The organism is Notoacmeibacter ruber (genome assembly GCF_003668555.1).
In the GTDB taxonomy this organism is placed as follows: domain Bacteria; phylum Pseudomonadota; class Alphaproteobacteria; order Rhizobiales; family Rhizobiaceae; genus Notoacmeibacter; species Notoacmeibacter ruber.
On sequence record NZ_RCWN01000002.1, the window covers coordinates 133,322 to 154,122 of the forward strand.

At 61.2% G+C, this 20,801-nt stretch carries 19 protein-coding genes; 13 read left to right on the forward strand and 6 right to left on the reverse strand.

Annotation, left to right across the window (positions count from 1 at the left end; genetic code table 11):
• The first annotated feature begins 86 nt into the window (after positions 1 to 86).
• The 5 genes from D8780_RS15170 to nagA all read left to right on the forward strand — a co-directional run bounded on the left by D8780_RS15170 (position 87) and on the right by nagA (position 5,100).
• A complete protein-coding gene (locus tag D8780_RS15170) occupies positions 87 to 1,070 on the forward strand; it encodes a Gfo/Idh/MocA family protein (protein WP_121646713.1) in 984 nt (327 codons plus the stop codon).
• A 97-nt stretch (positions 1,071 to 1,167) separates the two neighbouring features.
• Entirely contained in the window at positions 1,168 to 2,241 is a 1,074-nt protein-coding gene (locus D8780_RS15175; protein ID WP_121646714.1) for an ABC transporter ATP-binding protein, read from the forward strand.
• Positions 2,238 to 3,161 (forward strand): ROK family protein, encoded by a 924-nt coding sequence (locus D8780_RS15180; protein WP_121646715.1) that lies wholly within the window; start codon positions 2,238 to 2,240, stop codon positions 3,159 to 3,161. Before D8780_RS15175 ends, D8780_RS15180 begins: the two co-directional genes overlap by 4 nt.
• Entirely contained in the window at positions 3,158 to 3,955 is a 798-nt protein-coding gene (nagB, locus tag D8780_RS15185) for a glucosamine-6-phosphate deaminase (protein WP_121646716.1), read from the forward strand. Before D8780_RS15180 ends, nagB begins: the two co-directional genes overlap by 4 nt.
• Positions 3,952 to 5,100 (forward strand): N-acetylglucosamine-6-phosphate deacetylase, encoded by a 1,149-nt coding sequence (gene nagA / locus D8780_RS15190; RefSeq protein WP_121646717.1) that lies wholly within the window; start codon positions 3,952 to 3,954, stop codon positions 5,098 to 5,100. Before nagB ends, nagA begins: the two co-directional genes overlap by 4 nt.
• Before the next feature lie 21 nt (positions 5,101 to 5,121).
• On the opposite strand, the gene D8780_RS15195 is transcribed toward nagA, so the two are convergent.
• From D8780_RS15195 to D8780_RS15210, 4 genes are read right to left on the reverse strand one after another with little or no spacing between them, the layout of a single operon-like run.
• Positions 5,122 to 5,910, reverse strand: a complete 789-nt coding sequence (locus D8780_RS15195) for an SDR family NAD(P)-dependent oxidoreductase (protein WP_121646718.1) — start codon at positions 5,908 to 5,910, stop codon at positions 5,122 to 5,124.
• Positions 5,911 to 5,941: 31 nt separating this feature from the next.
• A complete protein-coding gene (locus D8780_RS15200) occupies positions 5,942 to 6,769 on the reverse strand; it encodes a carbohydrate ABC transporter permease (RefSeq protein ID WP_121646719.1) in 828 nt (275 codons plus the stop codon).
• Positions 6,766 to 7,641 (reverse strand): carbohydrate ABC transporter permease, encoded by an 876-nt coding sequence (locus D8780_RS15205; protein ID WP_158598529.1) that lies wholly within the window; start codon positions 7,639 to 7,641, stop codon positions 6,766 to 6,768. The genes D8780_RS15200 and D8780_RS15205 overlap by 4 nt, the downstream gene beginning before the upstream one ends.
• A gap of 25 nt (positions 7,642 to 7,666) precedes the next feature.
• Positions 7,667 to 8,998 carry an ABC transporter substrate-binding protein gene (locus D8780_RS15210; protein WP_121646721.1) on the reverse strand — a complete coding sequence of 444 codons (1,332 nt, stop codon included), beginning with the start codon at positions 8,996 to 8,998 and terminating at the stop codon, positions 7,667 to 7,669.
• A gap of 186 nt (positions 8,999 to 9,184) precedes the next feature.
• Here D8780_RS15210 and D8780_RS15215 point away from each other — a divergent pair, with 186 nt between their 5' ends.
• The gene (locus tag D8780_RS15215) at positions 9,185 to 9,868 is read left to right on the forward strand and encodes an N-acetylmannosamine-6-phosphate 2-epimerase (RefSeq protein ID WP_121646722.1); all 684 of its coding nucleotides are present in this window, start codon (positions 9,185 to 9,187) and stop codon (positions 9,866 to 9,868) included.
• Between the two features lie 351 nt (positions 9,869 to 10,219).
• Here the strand turns inward: D8780_RS15215 and D8780_RS15220 are convergent, their stop codons facing one another.
• A complete protein-coding gene (locus D8780_RS15220; protein WP_199699663.1) occupies positions 10,220 to 10,831 on the reverse strand; it encodes a TetR/AcrR family transcriptional regulator in 612 nt (203 codons plus the stop codon).
• Positions 10,832 to 10,940: 109 nt separating this feature from the next.
• On the opposite strand from D8780_RS15220, the gene D8780_RS15225 reads away from it, so the two are divergent.
• From D8780_RS15225 to D8780_RS15235, 3 genes are all read left to right on the forward strand, one after another.
• Entirely contained in the window at positions 10,941 to 11,687 is a 747-nt protein-coding gene (locus D8780_RS15225; protein WP_121646723.1) for an SDR family oxidoreductase, read from the forward strand.
• 46 nt (positions 11,688 to 11,733) lie between these two features.
• Positions 11,734 to 12,612, forward strand: a complete 879-nt coding sequence (locus D8780_RS15230) for an SDR family oxidoreductase (protein ID WP_121646724.1) — start codon at positions 11,734 to 11,736, stop codon at positions 12,610 to 12,612.
• Between the two features lie 693 nt (positions 12,613 to 13,305).
• On the forward strand, positions 13,306 to 14,004 hold the full coding sequence (locus D8780_RS15235; RefSeq protein WP_121646725.1) for a helix-turn-helix transcriptional regulator: 699 nt from the start codon (positions 13,306 to 13,308) through the stop codon (positions 14,002 to 14,004).
• A 32-nt stretch (positions 14,005 to 14,036) separates the two neighbouring features.
• Here D8780_RS15235 and D8780_RS15240 read toward each other — a convergent pair whose 3' ends face one another.
• Entirely contained in the window at positions 14,037 to 14,651 is a 615-nt protein-coding gene (locus tag D8780_RS15240) for an acyl-homoserine-lactone synthase (protein WP_158598530.1), read from the reverse strand.
• A gap of 337 nt (positions 14,652 to 14,988) precedes the next feature.
• Here D8780_RS15240 and D8780_RS15245 point away from each other — a divergent pair, with 337 nt between their 5' ends.
• The 4 genes from D8780_RS15245 to D8780_RS15260 all read left to right on the forward strand — a co-directional run.
• Complete coding sequence (locus D8780_RS15245; RefSeq protein WP_121646727.1) at positions 14,989 to 15,420, forward strand: DUF6041 domain-containing protein; 432 nt, start codon at positions 14,989 to 14,991, stop codon at positions 15,418 to 15,420.
• On the forward strand, positions 15,414 to 17,036 hold the full coding sequence (locus D8780_RS15250) for a protoporphyrinogen/coproporphyrinogen oxidase (RefSeq protein WP_121646728.1): 1,623 nt from the start codon (positions 15,414 to 15,416) through the stop codon (positions 17,034 to 17,036). The genes D8780_RS15245 and D8780_RS15250 overlap by 7 nt, the downstream gene beginning before the upstream one ends.
• 19 nt (positions 17,037 to 17,055) lie before the next feature.
• Positions 17,056 to 19,764: a prodigiosin ligase PigC gene (gene pigC / locus D8780_RS15255; protein WP_121646729.1), complete on the forward strand. Its 2,709-nt coding sequence runs from the start codon at positions 17,056 to 17,058 to the stop codon at positions 19,762 to 19,764.
• 31 nt (positions 19,765 to 19,795) lie between these two features.
• Positions 19,796 to 20,801: hypothetical protein (locus D8780_RS15260; RefSeq protein ID WP_199699664.1), on the forward strand; the 1,006-nt coding region annotated here is incomplete at its 3' end.

The following is a 20,801-nucleotide window of genomic DNA, read 5'->3' on the forward strand; positions in this document are numbered from 1 at the left end:
TAATAGATAATTATCAGCAAAATTTTTTCTTGTCAAAATTTTTTGTCATATGTAAAATATGCTGATGGCAACCATGGGGGCATCCGGTGAAGAAGACCAAAATTGGATTGATTGGATACGGCGAAATAGGTCGCGCTCACGCCGCTGCTCTGGCGCAGATCACCGAATCCGAGTTGACGGCGATCGCCGATCCGTCTCAGGCTGCGATCAAGGCAGCCGAGAGCAGTGGCACGAAAGCGATTGCGGACTATCGGGAGCTGCTTGCCGATCCGGAAATTGAGGCCGTGGTCATCGCAACCCCGGACCACTTGCACGGCGAACCCGCTATAGCGGCGGCAGCCGCCGGCAAGCACATCCTGCTTGAAAAACCGATCGCGCCGACGATCGAGCAAAGCCTCAAGATCCGGCAGGCGGCTGACGAGGCGGGCGTAAAGCTGATGATCGGCCACACGTTACGTTTCTTTCCAGAATATCAGTTTGCCAAGGAGCGGGCCGCCAGCGGCGATCTGGGACGGCTGGTCAGCGTGTTTGCGCGCCGCACGAACATCATTACCCAGTCCCGGCGGATCCAGGGCCGCATCTCCGTGCTTGGTTTCCTCGGCGTTCACGACTTCGACGTTCTGCGCTGGGTGGTCGGCGCCGAGCCGGTCCGCATCTTCTGCGAGAATGCCACCAGCGTCACGCACGGATACGATGTGGAGGACGAGACCTTCACGACGATCCGCTTCGACAACGGTGTGGTCGCATGTCTGCACTGCGGCTGGTTCGTGCCAGAAAACCACCCGTCAGGCTTTGACTTCAAACTCGACATCACCGGCGACAAGGGGATCGTGAATCTCGACTTTGCCAATGCGGTGACAACCCTTCACGGGACCGGCGGCACCAAGCAGCCGCTTTTGACTCCGGCACTGGTCAACGAAAACCGCGCCTTCGTGACCGCGCTCAGGCAGGATGCATCGGTCCCGGTTTCCGCCGACGACGGCATGGCCGCGGTCGCAATGGTCAACGCTGCAGAACAATCCGCCCGAACGGGAAAGCCCGTCGATCTCGATGCCGACGCCTGGAGATGACGGTCACCCCTGACCGTCACGCGCTACATGCGGATGTAAAGGACCTTGCCGTGGCGACGTGCACGCGTCGAACTCGGCCCACAAGGAGAATAAGTGAATGGCAGATGTCACGATCGACCGCGTCAACAAGGAATTCGGTGCCGTCAAGGTTCTGAAAAATATCGAGTTAGAAATTCGGGACGGGGAATTTCTTGTCCTTGTCGGCCCGTCGGGCTGCGGCAAGTCCACGCTTTTGCGGATGATAGCCGGTCTGGAGTCTGTCACCGCCGGCAACATCAGCATCGGTGGCGCCAAGGTGAACGGCGTGGCACCGAAGGATCGCGACATCGCGATGGTGTTCCAGTCCTATGCGCTCTATCCGCACATGAATGTCCGCAAGAATCTGTCCTTCGCCCTGCGCATCCGCAAGGCTTCGGAGGAGGAAATCGAAAAACGCGTCAAGCTGGCCAGCGAGATTCTTGGCCTGTCGGAACTGATGGACCGTCTTCCCAAGCAGCTTTCCGGCGGCCAACGGCAGCGCGTCGCGATGGGCCGCGCCATCGTGCGCGATCCGCAGGTCTTCCTGTTCGACGAGCCGCTCTCGAACCTCGACGCCAAGCTTCGCATTCAGATGCGCAAGGAGATCAAGGAGCTTCACCAGCGGCTGAAGACCACGTCGATCTACGTCACCCACGACCAGATCGAAGCCCTGACGATGGCCGACAGGGTCGTCGTGATGCGCGACGGCGTGATCGAACAGGCCGGTCCGCCGCTCGAACTCTATGACCGCCCGGCCAACATCTTCGTCGCCGGCTTCATCGGCGCGCCCGCGATGAACTTCATCAAGGCCCGCGTCGATCGAGGCGAAGTCGCCCCCCGCCTCCTGGTCGGCAATGAAATGCTCCTGCCCATCCCGGAAGGGGCAGATATCGGCAGGGACGACGTCACCCTCGGCATCAGGCCCGAGCACATCACCATTTCGGAAACCGAGACCGGCGCGACCGCGATCGTGAAAGTCCTCGAACCCACTGGCAACGAAACCCTGCTGGAATGCGATCTCGATGGCACCCGCATTGACGTCGTCATTCGCGAACGCACCGACATCGCTCCGGGCGCTTCGATAAATCTTGCCTTCGACCCCGCTAGATTGCACCTTTTCAGCCCGGAAAGCGGGCTGCGCCTGAACGCATGAATTCGGACCGCACATTACCCGCCAGACTGAGCGGGGCCGCGCTGGATATCGGCGGCACCAAGATCGCCGCCGTCCGCTTCGAGAACGGTGAGGTCGCGGAGCGTCTCACCGAGCCGACCAATCGCGCCATGAGCGGAACAGACCTTGTCCGCAGCTGCGAGCAACTCCTTTTGCGCCTCGATGCGGAACCGGAAGGCCCGCTTGGGGTTGCCGCCACCGGGCGCGTGACGAACTCCGGCCTCTGGTCGGCCGTCAACACCGGGACGCTGCCGAATATCGAGAACCTTCCTTTGGCGGAGATGCTGTCCGGGGCCCTCGCCCGCCCGGTCCACGTGCTTAACGACGCCGCCGCCGCGGCATGGGCCGAGGCCCGTTGGGGCGCTGCCGCTGAGGCGGCCTCGATGGTTTACGTGACCATTTCGACGGGCGTCGGTGGCGGCTTCGTCTTCGGCGGTACATTGTTGCGGTCCGAAAACGGTCTCGCCGGACATGTCGGCTTCATGAGCGCCCGCGAATCCGACCAGATCTGCGGCTGCGGTCGGTTCGGCACCGTTGAATCCGTGGCCTCGGGTTTGGCTATCGCGGAGCGGGCGAAGGCGCTCGGGCACCCGGTCACGACAAAGGAGGTCTTCGAGCAGTGGCGCGCCGGGACGCCCTGGGCAGAAGAACTGGTCCACGATTCGGCACGCACCATTGCTGATCTCGGTGCCAGCCTGCGTGCCGGTCTCGGCCTTGATTGCATGGTTCTGGGCGGCAGCGTTGGCCTGTCGGGCGGTTATCATGATCTCGTCGCAAGCTATCTTGCAAGCGAACCTTCGATGTTCCGCATAAAGACCGCCATTGCCGCATTCCGGCACGACAGCCCGCTGATTGGCGCGCTGCTTTTCGCCGAAGAGCGACCGAAAGGCGAATGCACATGAAGGTCCTCATCTGCACGGATACAAATGCCGCCATTGATCGGGCCGCGCACCTGATGACGGACCGTCTGCGCGACAAACCGAAATCGGTCTTCGGCCTCGCCACCGGCTCGACCATGGAGCCGCTGTACGACCGATGGATCGCGATCGCAGGAGATGAAGGCTTGTCGTTCGCGCGGGCGCGCACCTTCAACCTCGACGAGTATGTCGGCCTTCCGGCGAGCCACCCGCAATCCTACCACCATTACATGGAGCGGTTTTTCTTCGACCGCATCGACATCGACAGGGCGAACGCCCATCTCCCAAATGGAGCCGCCCCCGACCCGGCTGCGGAGGCCAAAGCGTACGAAGGCAGGATCGCCAATGCCGGTGGCATCGACCTCCAGCTGATCGGCATAGGCCGGAACGGGCATATCGGCTTTAACGAACCCACTTCCAGCCTGACCTCGCGGACACGGTTGAAGACGCTGACCCGCAGCACGCTGGAAGCAAACGCCGCGCATTTCCCGCCAGGCGAAACACCACCCCGCTACGTCATCACCATGGGCATCGGCACCATTCTGGAATCGCGCGCCTGCCTGCTTCTCGCGACTGGCGCGGGAAAGGCGGAAGCAGTGGAACGCATGATCGAAGGTGCAGTTAGCGCCGCCTGCCCGGCCTCCGCGCTTCAGTTCCACCCGTCGGCGACAATCGTCCTCGACCCCGAAGCGGCGTCGTGCCTCAAACTGCGCGACTATTATGAGCAGGTCCACCCGGCAGGCCGGGAGACCACCGTCGAAGGAGCACGCGGCGCATGACAATATTCCGCAGTGGCCGCCTGTTCGACGGGACCCGATTGCTGGAGCGTCACGATCTGATCGTCGATAACGCGGCTGTGACCGCCGTGCGTCCCCGCGACGCGACCGCCTCCGGTGACATCGTCGACCTAGGGGAGGACGCGCTGATCGCACCTGGTCTGGTCGACATCCAGGCAAATGGAGGGGCGGGGCTCCTGCTCAATGAGGCGCCGGACCTCGCGACCATTGAGGCAATGTGCCAGAGCCACCTGATGGCTGGAACGACCGCGCTGCTGCCGACCCTCATCACCTCCGACCCGGAGGCGACGACCAGGGCCGTGGTCTCCGCGGTGGAGGCCGCGCGCACCAGTATCCCCGGTTTCGCCGGCCTCCATCTTGAGGGGCCGCATCTCGATCCCTTGCGCAAGGGCGCCCATGATCCGGGGCTCATACGACCCATGCAGCAGGAAGATCTGGACCTCCTGCTCTGGGCCGCGCGCGAGTTGCCGTCCCTGCTCGTGACGCTTGCGCCTGAATCCGCCAACGTCCGGCAGATCGCGGCGATCGCCAAGGGCGGGGCCGTCGTAGCGCTTGGACACACAAACACGGGCTTCGATGCCGCCAATGCAGCGTTCAGGGCTGGCGCAAGCATGGTGACGCACCTGTTCAATGCCATGAGCCAGATCGGTAACCGTGAACCGGGCCTCGTCGGCGCCGCCTTGCGGCGCGACAGTGTCTATGCCGGGCTGATCGCCGATGGCATCCACGTTCATCCTGCCAACATCGCTCTGGCGGCTGGCGCTACCAGCAGGATCGCCCTCGTCACCGATGCGATGGCGTGTTTTGGCACAGATGATGAGACGTTCTCGCTCAACGGTCGTGACGTGATCCGCAAGGACGGCGCATTGCGGTTGGCGGACGGCACGCTCGCTGGCGCAGACCTCGATCTGCCGACGGCCATCCGCAACTATTCTGCGATGTCCGGGCTGGGCCTGGAAGCCGCGCTTGCCGCCGCTACGGCGACCCCGGCGCAAGCCCTCGGCCGGTTTCCCGAATTGGGAAGTCTCAGCCCCGGGGTTCCGGCGAGCTTCGTGTGTCTCGATCCCGACCTGGTGCTGTCGGGCGTTTGGTATGAAGGCCGCCCCGTCACCGCATCCGCAGCGTAGACAGGGAGCATCCGCCGCCAGCTACCAGATGGACCAGCCTCCATCCACCTTGAATTCCGCACCGGTGATGAAGGAGGCGCCCGGCGTCGCCAGAAAGTGGACCATCGGCGCAATATCCTCGGGCTGGCCCATCCGTTGCAGCGGCGTCGCCTTGGCGAGCTTCGCCTCGATATTCGCGCCGAGCGGGTTCGCCGGCACCTTGATCATGCCCGGAGTCACAGCGTTCACGGTGATGTTCCACTTGCCTATGGCGGTTGCAAGGTCTCGGGTGATCTGCAGCACCGCCCCCTTCGAGGCCGCATAAGCGAATTCGCGCGTCGGACCTCGGTGTTCGGCATCGTCCCAAGGCAGCTTGCCTTCGTAAAAGTCGTTATTGATCCCGAGCGATCCATAGACAGACGCAATATTGATAATCGCGCCACCACCGCGCTCGCGCATCGCGGGAATAGCCAGTTGGGCAAGGAAGAACCCCGCCTCGACATTGGTCTGCATCACGCGGCGCCAATCCTCGACGGTGTAGTCCAGCAAGGTCTCGGTTGCGCTCACCCCGGCATTGTTGACCAGGGCGTGTGGTGCCCCAAACCGGGTCACACATGCTTCGTAGCAAGCCTGCCGGTCTGCGGCGTCGGTGCTGTCGCCGGCATAAAACGCAACCTGTCCATTGCCCGGATTCAGCTCCGCTACCAGCGCTTCGAGTGGCTCGGCCCGCCTGCCCGTGATCATGCAGTTCCAGCCGTTTCTGGCGAATTCCCGGGTAATAGCAGCACCGATGCCCGTGCCGCCGCCAGTGATCAGGACGGTGCTACTCATGATGGTCTTACTCTTCGCGGCTGTGTTGAATTCATCCCTTGACGGAGCCCGACGCGAGACCGCTGACAAGGTAGCGTTGGCCGAAAACAGCGAACATGATCGGGATGACGACCGAGAGCATCACGCCGGCTGAAACATCACCCCAGAGGATGCCGTAGCTGGTGACGAACTGCGACACACCAACGGTGACGGTGCGCGCCTCCGAGGTGGTGACGATGATCGCGAAGATGTAGTCGTTCCAGGTGAAGAGAAAGGTGATCAAAGCTGCGGCTGCGATCGAAGGCGCCAGCAGGGGCAGGATCACGGAAGTGAGGATCCGGTAGGCCGAAGCCCCGTCGATCTTCGCCGCCTCCTCTATCTCGATCGGCACGTCGGCCACTCCGCGAGCCAGGATCACCATCGCAATCGGCAGGTTGAGGAACGTATCGACGATGATCATCGCCCAGATGGAATCGAGCAGCCCCGCTGTCGAGAGCATCACGAAAAACGGCAGCACGAAAAACATCGCCGGCAAGAGCCGCATCGCGGCCACGGCATTGAGCAGCCACTGCCCGCCGAGCTTGAGGCGGACGATGGCGTAGGCGGCAGGAACGGAGATCAGCGTGACGAGGACGACGGTTCCGAACGCGATGGCCGCGCTATTGCGGAAGAACAGCGGAAAGTCGTAACCGGCTCGGTAGAGAACGTTTTCGTAGTGCTCCAGCGTCATCGGCAAGGGTAGGCCGAGCGGCTGATTCACGATTGCCCCGTCCGTCTTGAAGCTCGTCAAAAGCGCGCCGATGAGCGGAAGGTTGACGATTATCGCGACGATGGCAACGGCCAGGGTTATCAAAAGTGGCGATATGCGGGGGCCTGTCATTGGACGTCTCCGACCTGAGTTGTAACCCGTCGAATGACAAGCGGGATCAGAGGCACGACCATCAGCAGGACCAGCATCGCTGCCGCTGAGGCGAGGCCGAAGCTGCCCTCGATGAAGGCCTTCTTGTAGATGTAGATGCTGAGCGTGCTGGTCAGCGTTCCCGGCCCGCCGCCGGTCAGCACGAAGATGACGTCGAACGTCCTGAGCGCGTCGACCGCGCGCAGGAATCCGGCAACGAAGAAGGCCGGCACCATCAGAGGAACGGTGATCTGGAACGTTGTCCGCCAGGCCGACGAGCCGTCAATCGCCGCCGCCTCGAACACGTCCTGCGGCAGGGCCTGCAGCCCCGCATAAAGGATCAGGAAGGTGAACGGCGTCCACTGCAATACCTCAAGGACGACCAGCAGGTTGACGACGAAATGCGGGGAAAAGAGATAGAGGTCGAGCCCGAAGCGGTTCAGCACCGCGGGAACGAGGCCGATATCGGCATTGAGTACAAGACGGAACATGATGCCCATCAGCGCCGGCGCCACCATGATCGGTAGGATAAGGACGGTCAGCAGCACCGTCTTGCCGGGAAACTTTCGGTTTACCAGCAGGGCAAGGAGGAAGCCGAAGACCAGCGTCGCGATCGTGGTGATCAGCGTGAATAGCGCCGTGAAGCGCACCGCGCTCCAGAATTTTGGGTCGGAGAGTGTCTGGAAGTAGTTGGACAGTCCCACGAAATCGATGGTCGTCGAAAGAATGGAGCGATCGGTGGCACTGATCCACGATCCGAGGATGAGCGGAAAAACCGCAAAGACCGCGAGGAAGATCAGGAGGGGGGCGCTCAACACCCAGCGCGCAAGCGCCCCCGTTGTGGTCGATGTCATGCAATGCCTCCCGGCGAAGACCTGATCAGCGCTCCAGCAGCGCTTCGAGGCGCGAATTGGCCTGCTCGAGAGCGGCATCGATATCCGTAACGCCGACCCAGCCGCCGCTGAGTTCTTCCGTCAGCGCGGTCATGGCCTCGAATGTGCCCGGGAAGATCGGAATCGAATAACCGTATTGCTGGACATGGGCTGCGATCGCGTCGAAGGCCGGGTTGATGTCGGTATTATCCTTGAGCACGGCTGGCTGCGAAGGAATGCCTCCGGCTTTGGCGTAGGCGTCCATCGCCTCGGGCGTGGCGAGGTAGGCCATCCAGGTCTTAGCCGCTTCCTTGTTTTGCGATTCCTTGTTCAGGGAGATCGCCAGCGTGTGGACGTGGGTGCTGTGGGGATCGCCGGGCATCGGCGCAACAGCGATCTTGTCATAGACTTCGGGAGATCGCTCGGGATCGGTAAGCTCCGCATAGGCCGCGGACCACTGCAGGGCGAAGGCGGCGCTTCCCGCCTGGAGTGCGGCATTGGTCTCGCCATATTCCCACTGCGCCGAATCCGGGGACGTGTAGCGTTCCTCGTAGATGGTCCGGAATATCTCCATCGACCGTTCGGCTTCGGGGGAGTGGAGATTTGCCGAACCGTCTTCGGCAGTCCAGCTGCCGCCAAGGCCCCAGAGCAGGTCGTCCCAAAGTGTGATGTTGAACGGCGATGTCTTCGCCTGCAGCACAGTGCCGTAGCGCGTAGGAGAATCTTCATTTTCGGCGCGCGAGAAATATGCTGCGGCGGCGAGATAGTCGTCAGTATCCCATTCTTCGGGCGCCTTGGGGTCGCGCGCTTCGCCCAGGACCTTTTCGGAGATATCGCGAAACTCTGCAATCTGCTCCTCGCTTCCGAGCAACTCCTCCATCAGGTCCGAACGATAATAGAGGAAGTGGTTCGATACATCCAACGGCAGCCCGTAGAGCGCGCCGTCGATGGTCAGGCCATCGATCGCAGTCGGAAAGTACAGCGACGTGTCGAGGCCGATATCGTCGATGGATTGAAGCCCCCTGGCGAAGAAGCCGACATTGTAAGTCGCGGTGAAATAGATATCGACATTCGACGATCCAGTGGCGATTTCGGTCGCTTCCTTGGCGAAGGTGTCGTCTCGGCTGAGCAGGACCATTTCGACATTGATCCCGTCTTCGGTGCCCTGCCCTTTATTATAAGTATCCACCACCTTCTGCATGGCGTCGCCCTCGGGTCCGGGCCACAGAACCATTCGAACATTGGTCACGTCCTGGGCGTGGGCCTGCATCGCGATGGAAAACATCGCCGCCGCCGCGCCCGACCTTAGCAGGCGCTTGCCGAATTTACCGTTCACCATGCCATAATTTCCTTCTTTAAGACCCGTTCAGCACTCGAGAATGACAAGTAATTATCATCAAGAATTTTTCTTGTCAAAATTTATTGTCATATTTATATTCAGCCTTCGGAGGCTGATGGTGAATCCACGTAGAGGTCGGATTTGACGCATCGGCGGAACCACCCATCCTCGAATAGAAGGCCCGTAATGACGCTTTTTCCCCCGACCCTCCAGCGGCTGCATCACGCACTCGTCGTTTCGGTACAGCCCATCCCAGACGGACCGATGGATCGCGACGAGATCGTCGTGGCCATGGCGCGCGCCGCGATCGAAGGCGGAGCTGCCGGACTGCGCATCGAAGGGATCGAACGTGTCAGGCAGGTCCGGACCGCGCTCCCGGGCGTGCCGATCATCGGCCTCGTCAAGCGAGACATGGAAGAAACCGCCGTGCGCATAACGCCGATACCCGAGGACGTTGACGGGCTGATCCGGGCGGGCGCCGACATCATTGCAATCGATGGCACCGATCGGCCGCGTCCTCACACGTTTTCCGCGCTTGCAGCCAGGACGGCGGAGGCTGGCCTCGTCGTCATGGCGGACATATCCACCGTGGCAGAGGCAAAATCCGCTATCGCGGCCGGGGCGGCGATCGTCGGCTCGACCCTGTCAGGCTACACGCAGGACCGGGAACCGAGCGAGCCTGACCTGCAGCTGCTCGAAAATCTGCGCGACGAGAACTGCTTCCTGATTGCCGAAGGACGATACACCAGCCCCGAACAATGTGCCGAAGCTATGGCCCATGGCGCGGACTGCGTGACCGTGGGTTCAGCCCTGACCCGCTTGGAACTTGCAACGAAGCGGTTTTCAGACGCGATCAGTTCTCGGTGTTGAGACGCCCGGGCATCACGCAGATGAGTTTCCAATTCAAGCACTTCAGGCTTCCAGAACCGGCGGTGTTCATGCTGAACGGATGCATCCATGCGCATTCGATACACAGAGGGCGATCCTGAACTCAGTTGAAAGAGGCACTGCAGCAAGCGCGAGTATTCATTGCCGATGAGTATATTAGGTCGGATCAGCGCAGAAATCGCTTTTCGTTCTGTTTAACCGCCTCCATTTTTTGCAAACGGAAGATTTCCGAGACCGGTACGATTTCGGTATCAGCGTTCTGGATTCCTCTATCTTCTACAGCTCTCTTCCATGATGGCTTCCCATGTCTGCGGAACCTGCGACAAGGCGCTTTCATTTCGTCCCGCGATAACGCAGCCCGTCGACGAGCAAGGCCACTAACAGACGAGCTTGCGCCGGATCGTCGTCACCGGCTGGTCGACATAGATTGGCGACCGCGCGCAGCAGTTCGTTGGGCGAAACATCCGCGCGAATCTCCTTCGACGCGGCCGCAGCATCGATAAGCGCCTGCAAGGCGGGTTCGAGATGCTTGTCGAAATAGGTCGGCAGCCCCTCATAGGCCGCTGCGCCCGAATATAGCGAGGAGGCAAGTCCCCGCTTGGCGACGATGAAATCGACATAGCGTTGCATCCACCGATCGAGCGCTTCGCCGGGCGCGTATTGTCCCAACAATTGAGCGGCGGCGGCGGCGCAGGCATCCACCTCGTGCCGGAACACGGCGGCGATAAGGTCCGCGCGCTGGGGAAAATGGCGATAGATCGTACCGACACCGACGCCGGCCTCTGTTGCGATCTCCCGCATCGGCGCGTCGACCCCGGACTCGGCGAACACTTTCCGAGCCGACTGCACCACCGTGTCGACGTTCCGGCGAGCATCTGCACGCAAAGGGCGCTCCGATGAGCCTTGGGCGCCGGCAATCGTGTTTTTCTTCGTCGCTGTCATCATCACTCACTTGCTATCCGGAACAATGTTCCGTATATGAAGCGGAAGGCCATTCCGTTTACGGCATATATCAATGAACGGGAGTTGGCCAGAGATGAAAGGATATCGAAAAATGGTGGACAAACGCGTCGCTCTCGTAACCGGGGCGAACAAGGGGATCGGTTTGCAGATCGCGAAGGAGCTTGCCGCCAAAGGGCTGACGGTGCTGGTCGGTGCCCGAGATCTTGCAAAGGGCGATGCCGCAGTGAGCGAAATCGATGGTAACGCGCACGCAATCCAGATCGACGTGACTGACCAGGGCTCGATCCAGGCGGCGGCCACGCGCATCCGCGAGGAGTTCGGCCGCCTCGACATCCTGATGAACAATGCCGGTATCTCGCGCGCCGATCCGACCCAGCCCTTCGAGGAAGCGGTCAAGACCAACCTTCTGACCGACGCCTCGATAGACGAGGTGCGCACCGTGTTCGAGACCAACGTATTCGGCGTCATCGCCGTCACCCAGGCGATGCTGCCGCTACTGCGCGAGGCGCCGGCGGGCCGCATCGTCGTCACCGGCAGCTCGGGCGGCTCGCTGACCCTCAATTCCAATCCGGCGAACGAGCATCGCCGCATGTACGGCAATTATTCGGTCTCCAAGGCGGCGGCGCACGCCGTCATGCTGTCCTTCGCGCTTACGCTCGAAGATACCAACATCAAGGTCAACGCGGCCTGCCCCGGCTTCACCGACACCGCCCTCAACAACCACAACGGCACGCGCAGCGTGGAGGAAGGCGCACGCGAACCGGTGCGCCTTGCGCTGATCGGCGAAGACGGTCCGACCGGCACCTTCTCCGACGAGGACGGAACCGTTCCATGGTGACGATCCAAAGCGCCATAGACGTTTTCAATCCAGAAAGGGATATCCGATGCGCGTTTTTCTGACAGGTGCGACCGGTTTCGTCGGGTCCGCCATCGTGCCCGAGCTGATCGGCGCGGGGCACGAAGTCCTCGGCCTCGCTCGTTCAGATGCGGCGGCTGAGACCTTGGCCTCAGCGGGCGCCGAGGCGCATCGCGGCGACCTGACCGACGCCGACAGCCTGCGCGAAGGGGCGCGCCTTTGCGATGCGGTGATCCATGCCGCGTTCGAACACGATTTCGCGAACATGGCGGCGGCTTGCGAGACCGACCAACGCGCCATCGACGCGATCGGCGACGAATTGGCGGGGTCGGGCAAGCGTTTTGTGGTCACTTCGGGTTTGCCGCCGCTTTTCGGTCAGGTCGCGACCGAGGACGACGTGCCGCCCGCCGATGGCGGCGGCATGCCCCGCCGCTCGGAACAGACGGCTATGGCACTGATCGAACGCGGCGTTGCCGCGATGGTCATCAGGATGTCCCAGGTCCACGATCGGGCGAAGCAGGGCTTCGCGACTTATCTGCTCGATCATGCACGCGAAAAAAGCGTTTCGGCCTATGTCGAGGATGGAGCCAGCCGTTGGCCAGCGGTCCACCGCCTCGATGCGGCGCGCCTCTATCGGTCTGTTCTTGACGAGGGTATCGCGGGTCAACGCTATCATGCCGTCTGCGAAGAAGGCGTGCCGGTGCGGGCAATTGCAGAAGCCATTGGCGACCGTTTGAGCGTTCCTGTTACTGCGCTATCGGCAGATGAGGCTGAGAGCCATTTCGGCTGGCTCGCCCGTATCGCGACGATGGACGTGCCCGCATCAAGCACGTTTACACAGGACAGCCTGGGCTGGTCGCCGTCCGATACCAATGGCTTCTTGGGCGATATTGAGGCTAGCCTTTAGCGGTGCCAACGACCCCATCGGTCATGATCTCGATCTCGGACAAAAGCAAGTGCTCAGGCATATACCTAAGTGTCCGGTCGAAAAGGGGTCGGTTCACATCGGCATTTCCTGGTGAGAAAATGGGAACTGCCCATCTGGCAGATGCGTCGCATAGGGATGTTCGAGGCGGCCATTCTATGCGCGACCTTGGGAGCTACCAGCCCAAAACTTACTAGCCGGATTCCGGCCCGCGATTATTCGGCACGCCGGGAGCTAACGTGCCGAGCATCTGCCGCCTGCGGACGCAAGTCACGATAAAGCCCGGAAGACGACGGCATCTCACTTCGAGGCTGTGGAGTTGCCGCACTCGAATGGGTCGAGGGGTTCAACAACACACGGCTTCTCGAGCCGACCGACAACAATCCCGACAGCCGAAGCCGAGCAACGCGACTAAGCCTCTCTGACGAGCAGACCATGGCGGCGTAACTCACATCAACCGGCCTCCGGCAATGCCGGGGCGGTTCAGTATCGAAACGATTCTCGCTATCGCTTTGTTAATCTTTTAGACATGATGTAAAGCCAGCAGAAATCATACATTGCTTCGTCATTTTGCTGTCACCGGAATAGAGTTGGGTGAGGCGCAGATGCCATTTGGGAGCATCGGCGTGATATAATACAATCAGGAAACAAGCCGCTGCTGGGGGGATACCGAAGTTGGCAAATGTCACGACCGCGGAATATGTCGAATCGCTGCAGACAATTGTCGAAAGCGTTCTACTGAAACTCGATTTCGACTATTATGCGGTGTGTTCGATCAATGCCAACGATTTCGGGCTGTGTAATTCCCTGCCAATTGCTCATACGACCAACTATCCGAATGAATGGCTAAAACACTATATATCAAATCAATTGCATAATTTCGATCCCGTGATGTATTTCGGGCGAATGGTCTCCTATCCAGTGTCCTGGGAAAAGCTCGAACTGGCCTCCGGTTTCAGCAAGGACCATCGCTCGGTTCTCAATTGCGCCAGAGATTTCGGATTGCGTTCCGGCATCTGCATGAGCATCCACAATCTCGATGGCAGTTTGATGATCGTTTCACTGGCGTCATCCGGCGAGCGAACGCTGAACAATATGGTCATCAAGGAGGCGGCCAATTCTGTACAGGCGCTTTCCACGATCGGCCCCTCCCCCGCTGCCATCGAGAGCGGATGTTTCGACCTCACGCAGCGAGAGGTCGAGTGCCTCAGCTGGTGCGCTCTCGGCAAGACGTCCAACGACATCTCGGCGATCCTCGAAATCAGCAGCAATACCGTCGATTTTCATCTGAAAAGCGCCATGCGAAAGCTTTCCGCCAGTAGCCGGACCTTCGCCATCGTCAAGGCCATGCGCAACGGGATCATTCCGCTGTAAGGCCCCCTCCTCAGACGAAGGTCTTGCGGCCATTACGCCGTTCGCGCCGGGGTATCGTATTGCCGCATCTCCGGCAGCAGCAATTCGGGATCGGCAGCTCTGTCAGCTTTGATGGACACCTTGCCGAGACAAGTCAGAACACCGTCGATCTTACGACTGTCGCCGATATATTCGACGCAATAGCCGTTCGGGCGGATCAGGCGCTCGAAGATGAATTTCGGCATCACCATCATATAACTCTCAATGCCGTGATCCTGGCCGAAAGTGTAGATTTCACGGAACAGCACCCGGATGGCTTCCTGCCGCTGGGCATGGGTCAGGTGAGCGGAACACCCGAACCGACTGGCCTCCCACACCTTCATGCTGTGCGGGCAACCATCGTAAGGCCAGTCCGGCCACAGCTCCTCGATCATGTACCGGACGGTGGTCGGCAGAAGCCGTGACACCGCACAGACCCGGTCGTCGTCATCGATGGTCAGCACGTAATGCGCGGCGGGCGTGTCGAAACAGTCGAATTCCAGTTCATCCGTGCATGGCAGTTCCCAGCCGAGACGGTCGACGAATATCTCGCGGCGCAGGCGCAGATGATCCAACCAGTATCCGTGATTGCGCCCCAGATTGTAGGCGTCGATGATGAGCGTTCGCATTTCGGGGTCCTTTTCTGCATGGGCATTTGCAGATCGAATTGAGCGGTCGCGGCGCATTCCCTTGGGTAATTCGCGCGCGTAACCGACCCTCAACATTGGTCCCCACCATCAGCAACTGCCGAAATTGGTTATTGACCGCCTCTGGCGAGGCACTCCCCGGGGAAAATCGCCTAGAGGAAAGAATTTCCTATTTCTAATCATCAACTTGCAGGAAACCTACCGATTTCGGCAGTAGGAGCGAGCCGAGTTTTCCATAGTCTCCGCGCCGAGTTTGACGCCGCGAATTCGCATCGGTTTCACGCTGCGAATTGCGGGAGTTCAGGGGTGGGATGACGCGATGGCAACCGGTCGTCGATATGATTGGGTGGACTATGCCCGGCTCGCATCCGGCGCGCTGTGTCTCGCTGCCGGTATCGCCAAGGCCTTTCCGCGAATCGAGGACGTCGCCGAGACGCTCCGCCAGATGGCGGAGGCGAATGAAGGCACCGCTCTCGCGCCGCTCAGCAATCTCATCGCCGACAATCTGACGGCGGCGGTCTGGCTCGTCGCAATCGCTCTGGCCGCCTCCGGTCTCGCCTTCCTTTTCAACCGGTTCGTGGTGCCGGCGGCGCTTGGCCAACTGGTCATGTTTTCCCTCTTCATGACGCTACTGTTCCGGTTCCAGCCGGCCATCATCGCCATCGACCTGCCCTTCATCGCGGTCGATCTGCTCGTGCTGCAACGCGCCTTCCAACGCCGCCACGGTTTGGGGAGTGCACAAAAATGCTAGCCGATCCAGATTCGATCCGCATCGAAGACCCATGCCAAAATGCTGGGGACCGGCCTCGCATCATCGTGGTCGGCGCGGGTCTTGCCGGCCTCAGCGCAGCGCTCGACCTGCACGATCGCGGCGCAAGGATCGATATTCTCGAAGCATCGGACGAACCCGGCGGGAACGCCTGGTACGAGACGTGGCGCGATATCAGGCAGCCGACAGCCGGATCCTGTTTCCGCTCGCCGCTGCCCGGCGGCCATGTCGAGCGTTTGCTCGAACGGTTCAATCTGGCAACGGATTGGCGCTCGACCGGCTCCGCCATGCAGGTCTTGTTCCGGACCGGCGCCCTTCTGGGCAATCTGCACGAAGTGAGCGCGGCTTTTCTGCGTCATCCGTCATGGCTGCTGAAGCCGAAGGTCTGGGGCCTGACCGGCGGATTGCTGACGGCAGCGCTGACCGGCCGCCCTCTCGTCCCCGCTGCAAAGGCGCTGGGCGAGCCGATTTTCACCGAGCTCTATCGCTTTCTCGACCGTCTCGGTCCCAATAAGGATCGCTTCCCGGCTGTGCCATGGACGCCCGATTGCGGCATTGCCCGCGCCGAGATGGAAGCGCTCGATCGGATGACCATCGGCCAGTTCCTCTTCGAGCCATCCACCACCCGGCAACTGCCGGAAGACCTCCGCCCGCCGCGCCGTCTCGGTCGTCTCGTCAGGCTTGCAGTGACCACGACACTGGAGGTCGAGGGACTGCTGCTCGACAACTGTTCAGCCTATGTGGGTCTGCATTTTCTGGTCGGCTATCTTCACGGCGATCTGGTCGCACTGCCCGGCGGCAACGGCGCGGTGTCAAAAGCGCTCGTCGACCATCTTGAGAGCCAGCCGGACGTCACCCTCTCGACCGAAGCGCGTGTCAGAGGCATCCGCGCGACGGACCGTGGCTACCGTGTGGCGTTCCAGAGCGGCAACCGGACCCGAACCCTGAATTGTGACGGCGTCATCGTGGCGACACCCAAGGAAGCGGCGCTGGCCTTCCTTCCCGACCTGCCCACCGCCCAGCGCGAAGCGATGGCCGAAATAGAATATTCTGACTACGCCATTGCAAATGCGCGGCTTAAGCGGCCCGTCTGGACCGAAAATTTCGGCGGCTACTTCATCGGCGACAAACCCGGCAAGCGGGCCAAAACGGGCTTTTGCCGCGCTGGCGGCGTGGTCAATGCGGGCTGGCGCGCCCTGCCCGGCACCAAAGAAGCCGGCGGGCTATCCTGCCTGAAGCCCGTTCCCCAGCGCGCCGATCAAGGCAAGCTGACAAATACGGACGAAACGACCCTGCGCGCCGAGGCGGAAGCGGAAATACGCCGAACGCTGATGGCCATCGGCGCCGATCCGTCTGTGCTGGATGACGTACGGCTTCATCTGTGGCCGCACGGTCTCGTTTCGCCGCGACCAGGCCAGATTGCGGATGATCTCTTCGTCCGCGCAAGCGCGCCGTTTGGAGCAATCGCCTTCGCCAATCAGGACAGTATCGGCGTCGGTTGCCTGGAAGCGGCGATCGAAAGCGGCCATCGCGCCGCCGCCCAACTCACGCAGGCCATTCCGGTGGCCACGTCGAACCTCACCCGCCAAGCAGGCTGAAGCCTCAAGGAGAAGACGAATGTTCGTTACGAAACTCGATGGCAATGCCCAGGGCGGACGCGAAATTCTGGGCGGCAAGGCGATGTCGCTCAACCAGATGGTGGCCGAGGGTATGCCCGTCCCGGAAGCGTTCTGCATCACGACCGAGGCCTTCGCGCACTTTCTTGAGAAGAACGGGCTGGACAAACCCGGCCTCGATAATCTTGCCAATGCGATTGCCGGAGGCGTCATGCCGGCGGATCTGGAACAGCAATTGCGCGCGATCTGCGACGAACTGGGCGATGCGCCGGTCGCGGTCCGTTCTTCCGCCGCAGCAGAGGATTCCGACCAGAGTTCCTATGCTGGCCAGTTTCTGACCCGTCTGAACCTGCGCGGGACCGAGGCGATCATCGCCGCCGTCAGGGAATGCTGGGCCTCGCTCTTTGCCAATCACGCGCTCAGCTACGCAACGCAGCGAGAGGAAAGCTGCGCGAAGCCGGCCATCGCGGTGGCGGTGCAGCGCATGGTCGATGCCGACGTGGCGGGCGTTCTTTTCACCATCGATCCGATGGGCGAAAACGATGAGTGCATGCGCATCGAAGCGGCATGGGGCGTCGGCGAAGGGCTGGTGTCCAGCCAGGTCAGCACCGACAGCTTCATCGTCCGCCGCGACGATCTGAGCCTTGCGTCCAAGGTGATCCGGGGCAAGGCGATGTCCACACTGTGCCAGCCCGATGGCGGTATCGCACTGGTGGAAACCGATGAAGACAAGATCGATGCGCCCACACTGACCGCCGCGCAGGTCCACGAACTGGCTGAAATGGCAAAGCGCTTGTCGGCCAGCGAGTCCTATCAGGGTCAGGAACTGGATATCGAGTGGGCGATGCATCGCGGCGAGATGTGGATTCTGCAAGCCCGCCCAATCACCACCGCCAGAGCGGAGACGGTTAAGGTCTATGCCGATACCGAAGAGACCGATCCGGTGCGGCGCGACAACGCGCTCTTCTCGCGGATGGATACCGGCGAGATCGTCACCGGTCTGATGTCGCCGCTGGGCCTCTCCTTCTGCCGGTTCTACCAGAACGAAATTCACGGTCCCGCGGTCAAGACGATGGGCCTGCGCAAGATGATGGCGCCGCACACTTTCATGGGCTATGTGCGCGGCCACGTCTATCTCAACATCTCGGCCTCGGCGCATATGCTCACGCAGTGTCCGCCGACGCGCGATCCGCTCAAATTCACAACGCGTTATGCGACCGACGAGGTCGACCTCGACACCTATCGCAATCCTTACGGCACGCCGCCCAAGGGGATCGATTACGGGTTGAGCGCGACCTACTGGACCGGTCGTCAGGTCTATAATCTGACGACGGCCGAGCGGACAGCCAAAAAGATGGAACAACAGCGCCGTCGCCGCACCGAGCACGCACTCGGGCTGGACCTTTCGTCCATGACCCGCGAGGAGCTGAACAGCGAACTGGAGCGGATCGACACCGCCTTCCGCGATGCCTGCGCCGCTTATATGCCATTCTTCCTGCAGAGCTTCGCGCTTTACGACGCGCTGGCCGAAAAATGCGAGACGCTTTTCGAAGGCAAGGGCAACGGCCTGCAGAACCGCATCAAGGCATCGCTCAACAATCTGCGGACAATCGAGGTCACGCGCGGAATATTGAACCTGGCTGAGACGGTTCGCCAGAAGCCTGCGCTGGCGAGAATAATAAAAGCGACCCCGACCCACGAAATCGTCGAGACACTGCAACAGAGCGAGGACGGTCGCGCTTTCCTCGATACCGACTTCGCCGCTTTCCTGAAGGAATTCGGCGCGCGCGGTCGTCAGGAATTCGAACTGACGATTCCCCGCTGGGCCGATGACCCGCGCTACATCTTCGACGTGATCCGGCTCTATCTGGTGAACGAGGTCGAGTTGGAAAAGAAGATGGCCGACAGCGAGGCGGAACGCGGCAGCGAAACCGAACGCCTGCTCGCAAGCCTTCCATCCAAGGAACGGTTCGGGCTGAAATTCATCATTCGGTCCTACGCCAAAATGGCCGATCTGCGAGAACGCGTCCGCCCCGCCTTTATCGCCGAGACATGGTTCTACCGCCGCATCATCATGGAAATGCTGGAACGGCTGGAACGCCGCGGCGTGCTGAAAGTCTCCGACTTCCCCTACATCGATTTCAACCGTTTCCGCGACTACATGGCGGGCCGCATGGATGAGCAGGAAGCGTTCAGTCGCGAACTGATCTTCAAAAACCGCCGCGAGAACCTCATCAATCTGCGTAGCGAAGAGCCGCCGATGAGCCTTATCGGAGGTTATGTGCCGAAACCCGCCTCGGCCGTGCCCGCCATGGACAATGACGGTCAGGTTCAGGGCCTCGGCGCAAGCCCCGGCATCGTGGTCGGTCCCGCACGCGTCATCACCGACCTGCCCAAGCAGGCGATGAAGTTTCGGAAGGGCGAAATCCTTGTCGCCCGCTTTACCGATGCCTCCTGGACGCCGCTCTTCACACTGGCTGCGGGCGTGGTGACCGACATCGGCTCCGCCCTGTCCCACAGCTCGATTGTGGCGCGCGAATTCGGCATCCCGGCGGTGGTGAACACACGCATCGCGACGGCCCGCATCCGCACCGGCGACATCGTCACAATCGATGGCGACAGCGGAACCGTCAGCTTCGAATCCTGCCAGGGAACCGAAGCGCCCGCCGCCATGCCTGAAGAGGCCGAACCCGCCGCCGCCACGGCCTGAAACGCTTTCCTGCCTGTCTGGAGCCCGGAATATGGATGTCTGCGTCAGCATTATCGTCGTTACGCGCAACGCCGACTTTTTTCAGGCGGGCGCGTCGGTGATTTGCGATTTGCAGAATGCCCTGTTCGACGAAGTCACCATCGATAGCGACTGGGACGTGCCGCTGCCTGCCATGCCGCCGCCCGGTCCGCACTATCTGAAGGCCCGCGACCGGGCGATGCGCTTTATCAAGGGCGGAGAGGACCGGATTTCGCTGCACGTCGTGCAGGCTCCGAGCCTTCCTAACGCGGTCGACAGGCTAGCTTCGGTGCAACGGAACCGTGACGTCCACCATGTCGGCATGGCCTATGTCGACTATTCCGGCCCCTATCATGCGGAACGGTCGATTGCCGAGATCGACCGGGACTTGCGTGATTTTTACGCCGCGCTGCGCGAACGCCACGTGACCGCATTCGAAACCCCGTCATCGACTGCCGTTTTCCAGCCGCAGCAACCCCTGCCCTATCAGGTCCACCCGATGAATTTCATCCGGTGCGTGCTGCCAAGCGATCCCGACATACTGCGCGCGCAGCTTCTCTGTCTGTGGATGGATTTCTACGAGCTGAGCCTGGTCAACCGCCGCATCCGCGCCGGCGACAGGGCAAAGCCGACAAGCGCGCTGGCCGATCTGATCGGCAACTTCCTCGATGAACGGACGGACCGGCGCTGGACGCTGCAATATTACACCGGCTCGCTTGTCTCCAGCCTGATCTCGGCTTTCGAGACACTCGCGGAAGAGCGCGGCGTTCCTGTTCTGCGAGGGCCGAGTGAGCATTCTCTGGCCTGCGGCGCGATGGCCAACTGGCAGCTCTACGAGATGCCCTCCGTCACCATCATCACATCGGGCATGATCGATGAGTTTCGCGGCACATTGGCCAATTTGTGCGAAGCGCGCGCCCGCGGCTTCGTGATCTGCGCAGAGCAGAAGCCGGCGCAGTGGTACGCCTTTCAGTCGACCATCACGCCGGAGAACGACAGCCGAGAAATGTTGCGCGCCC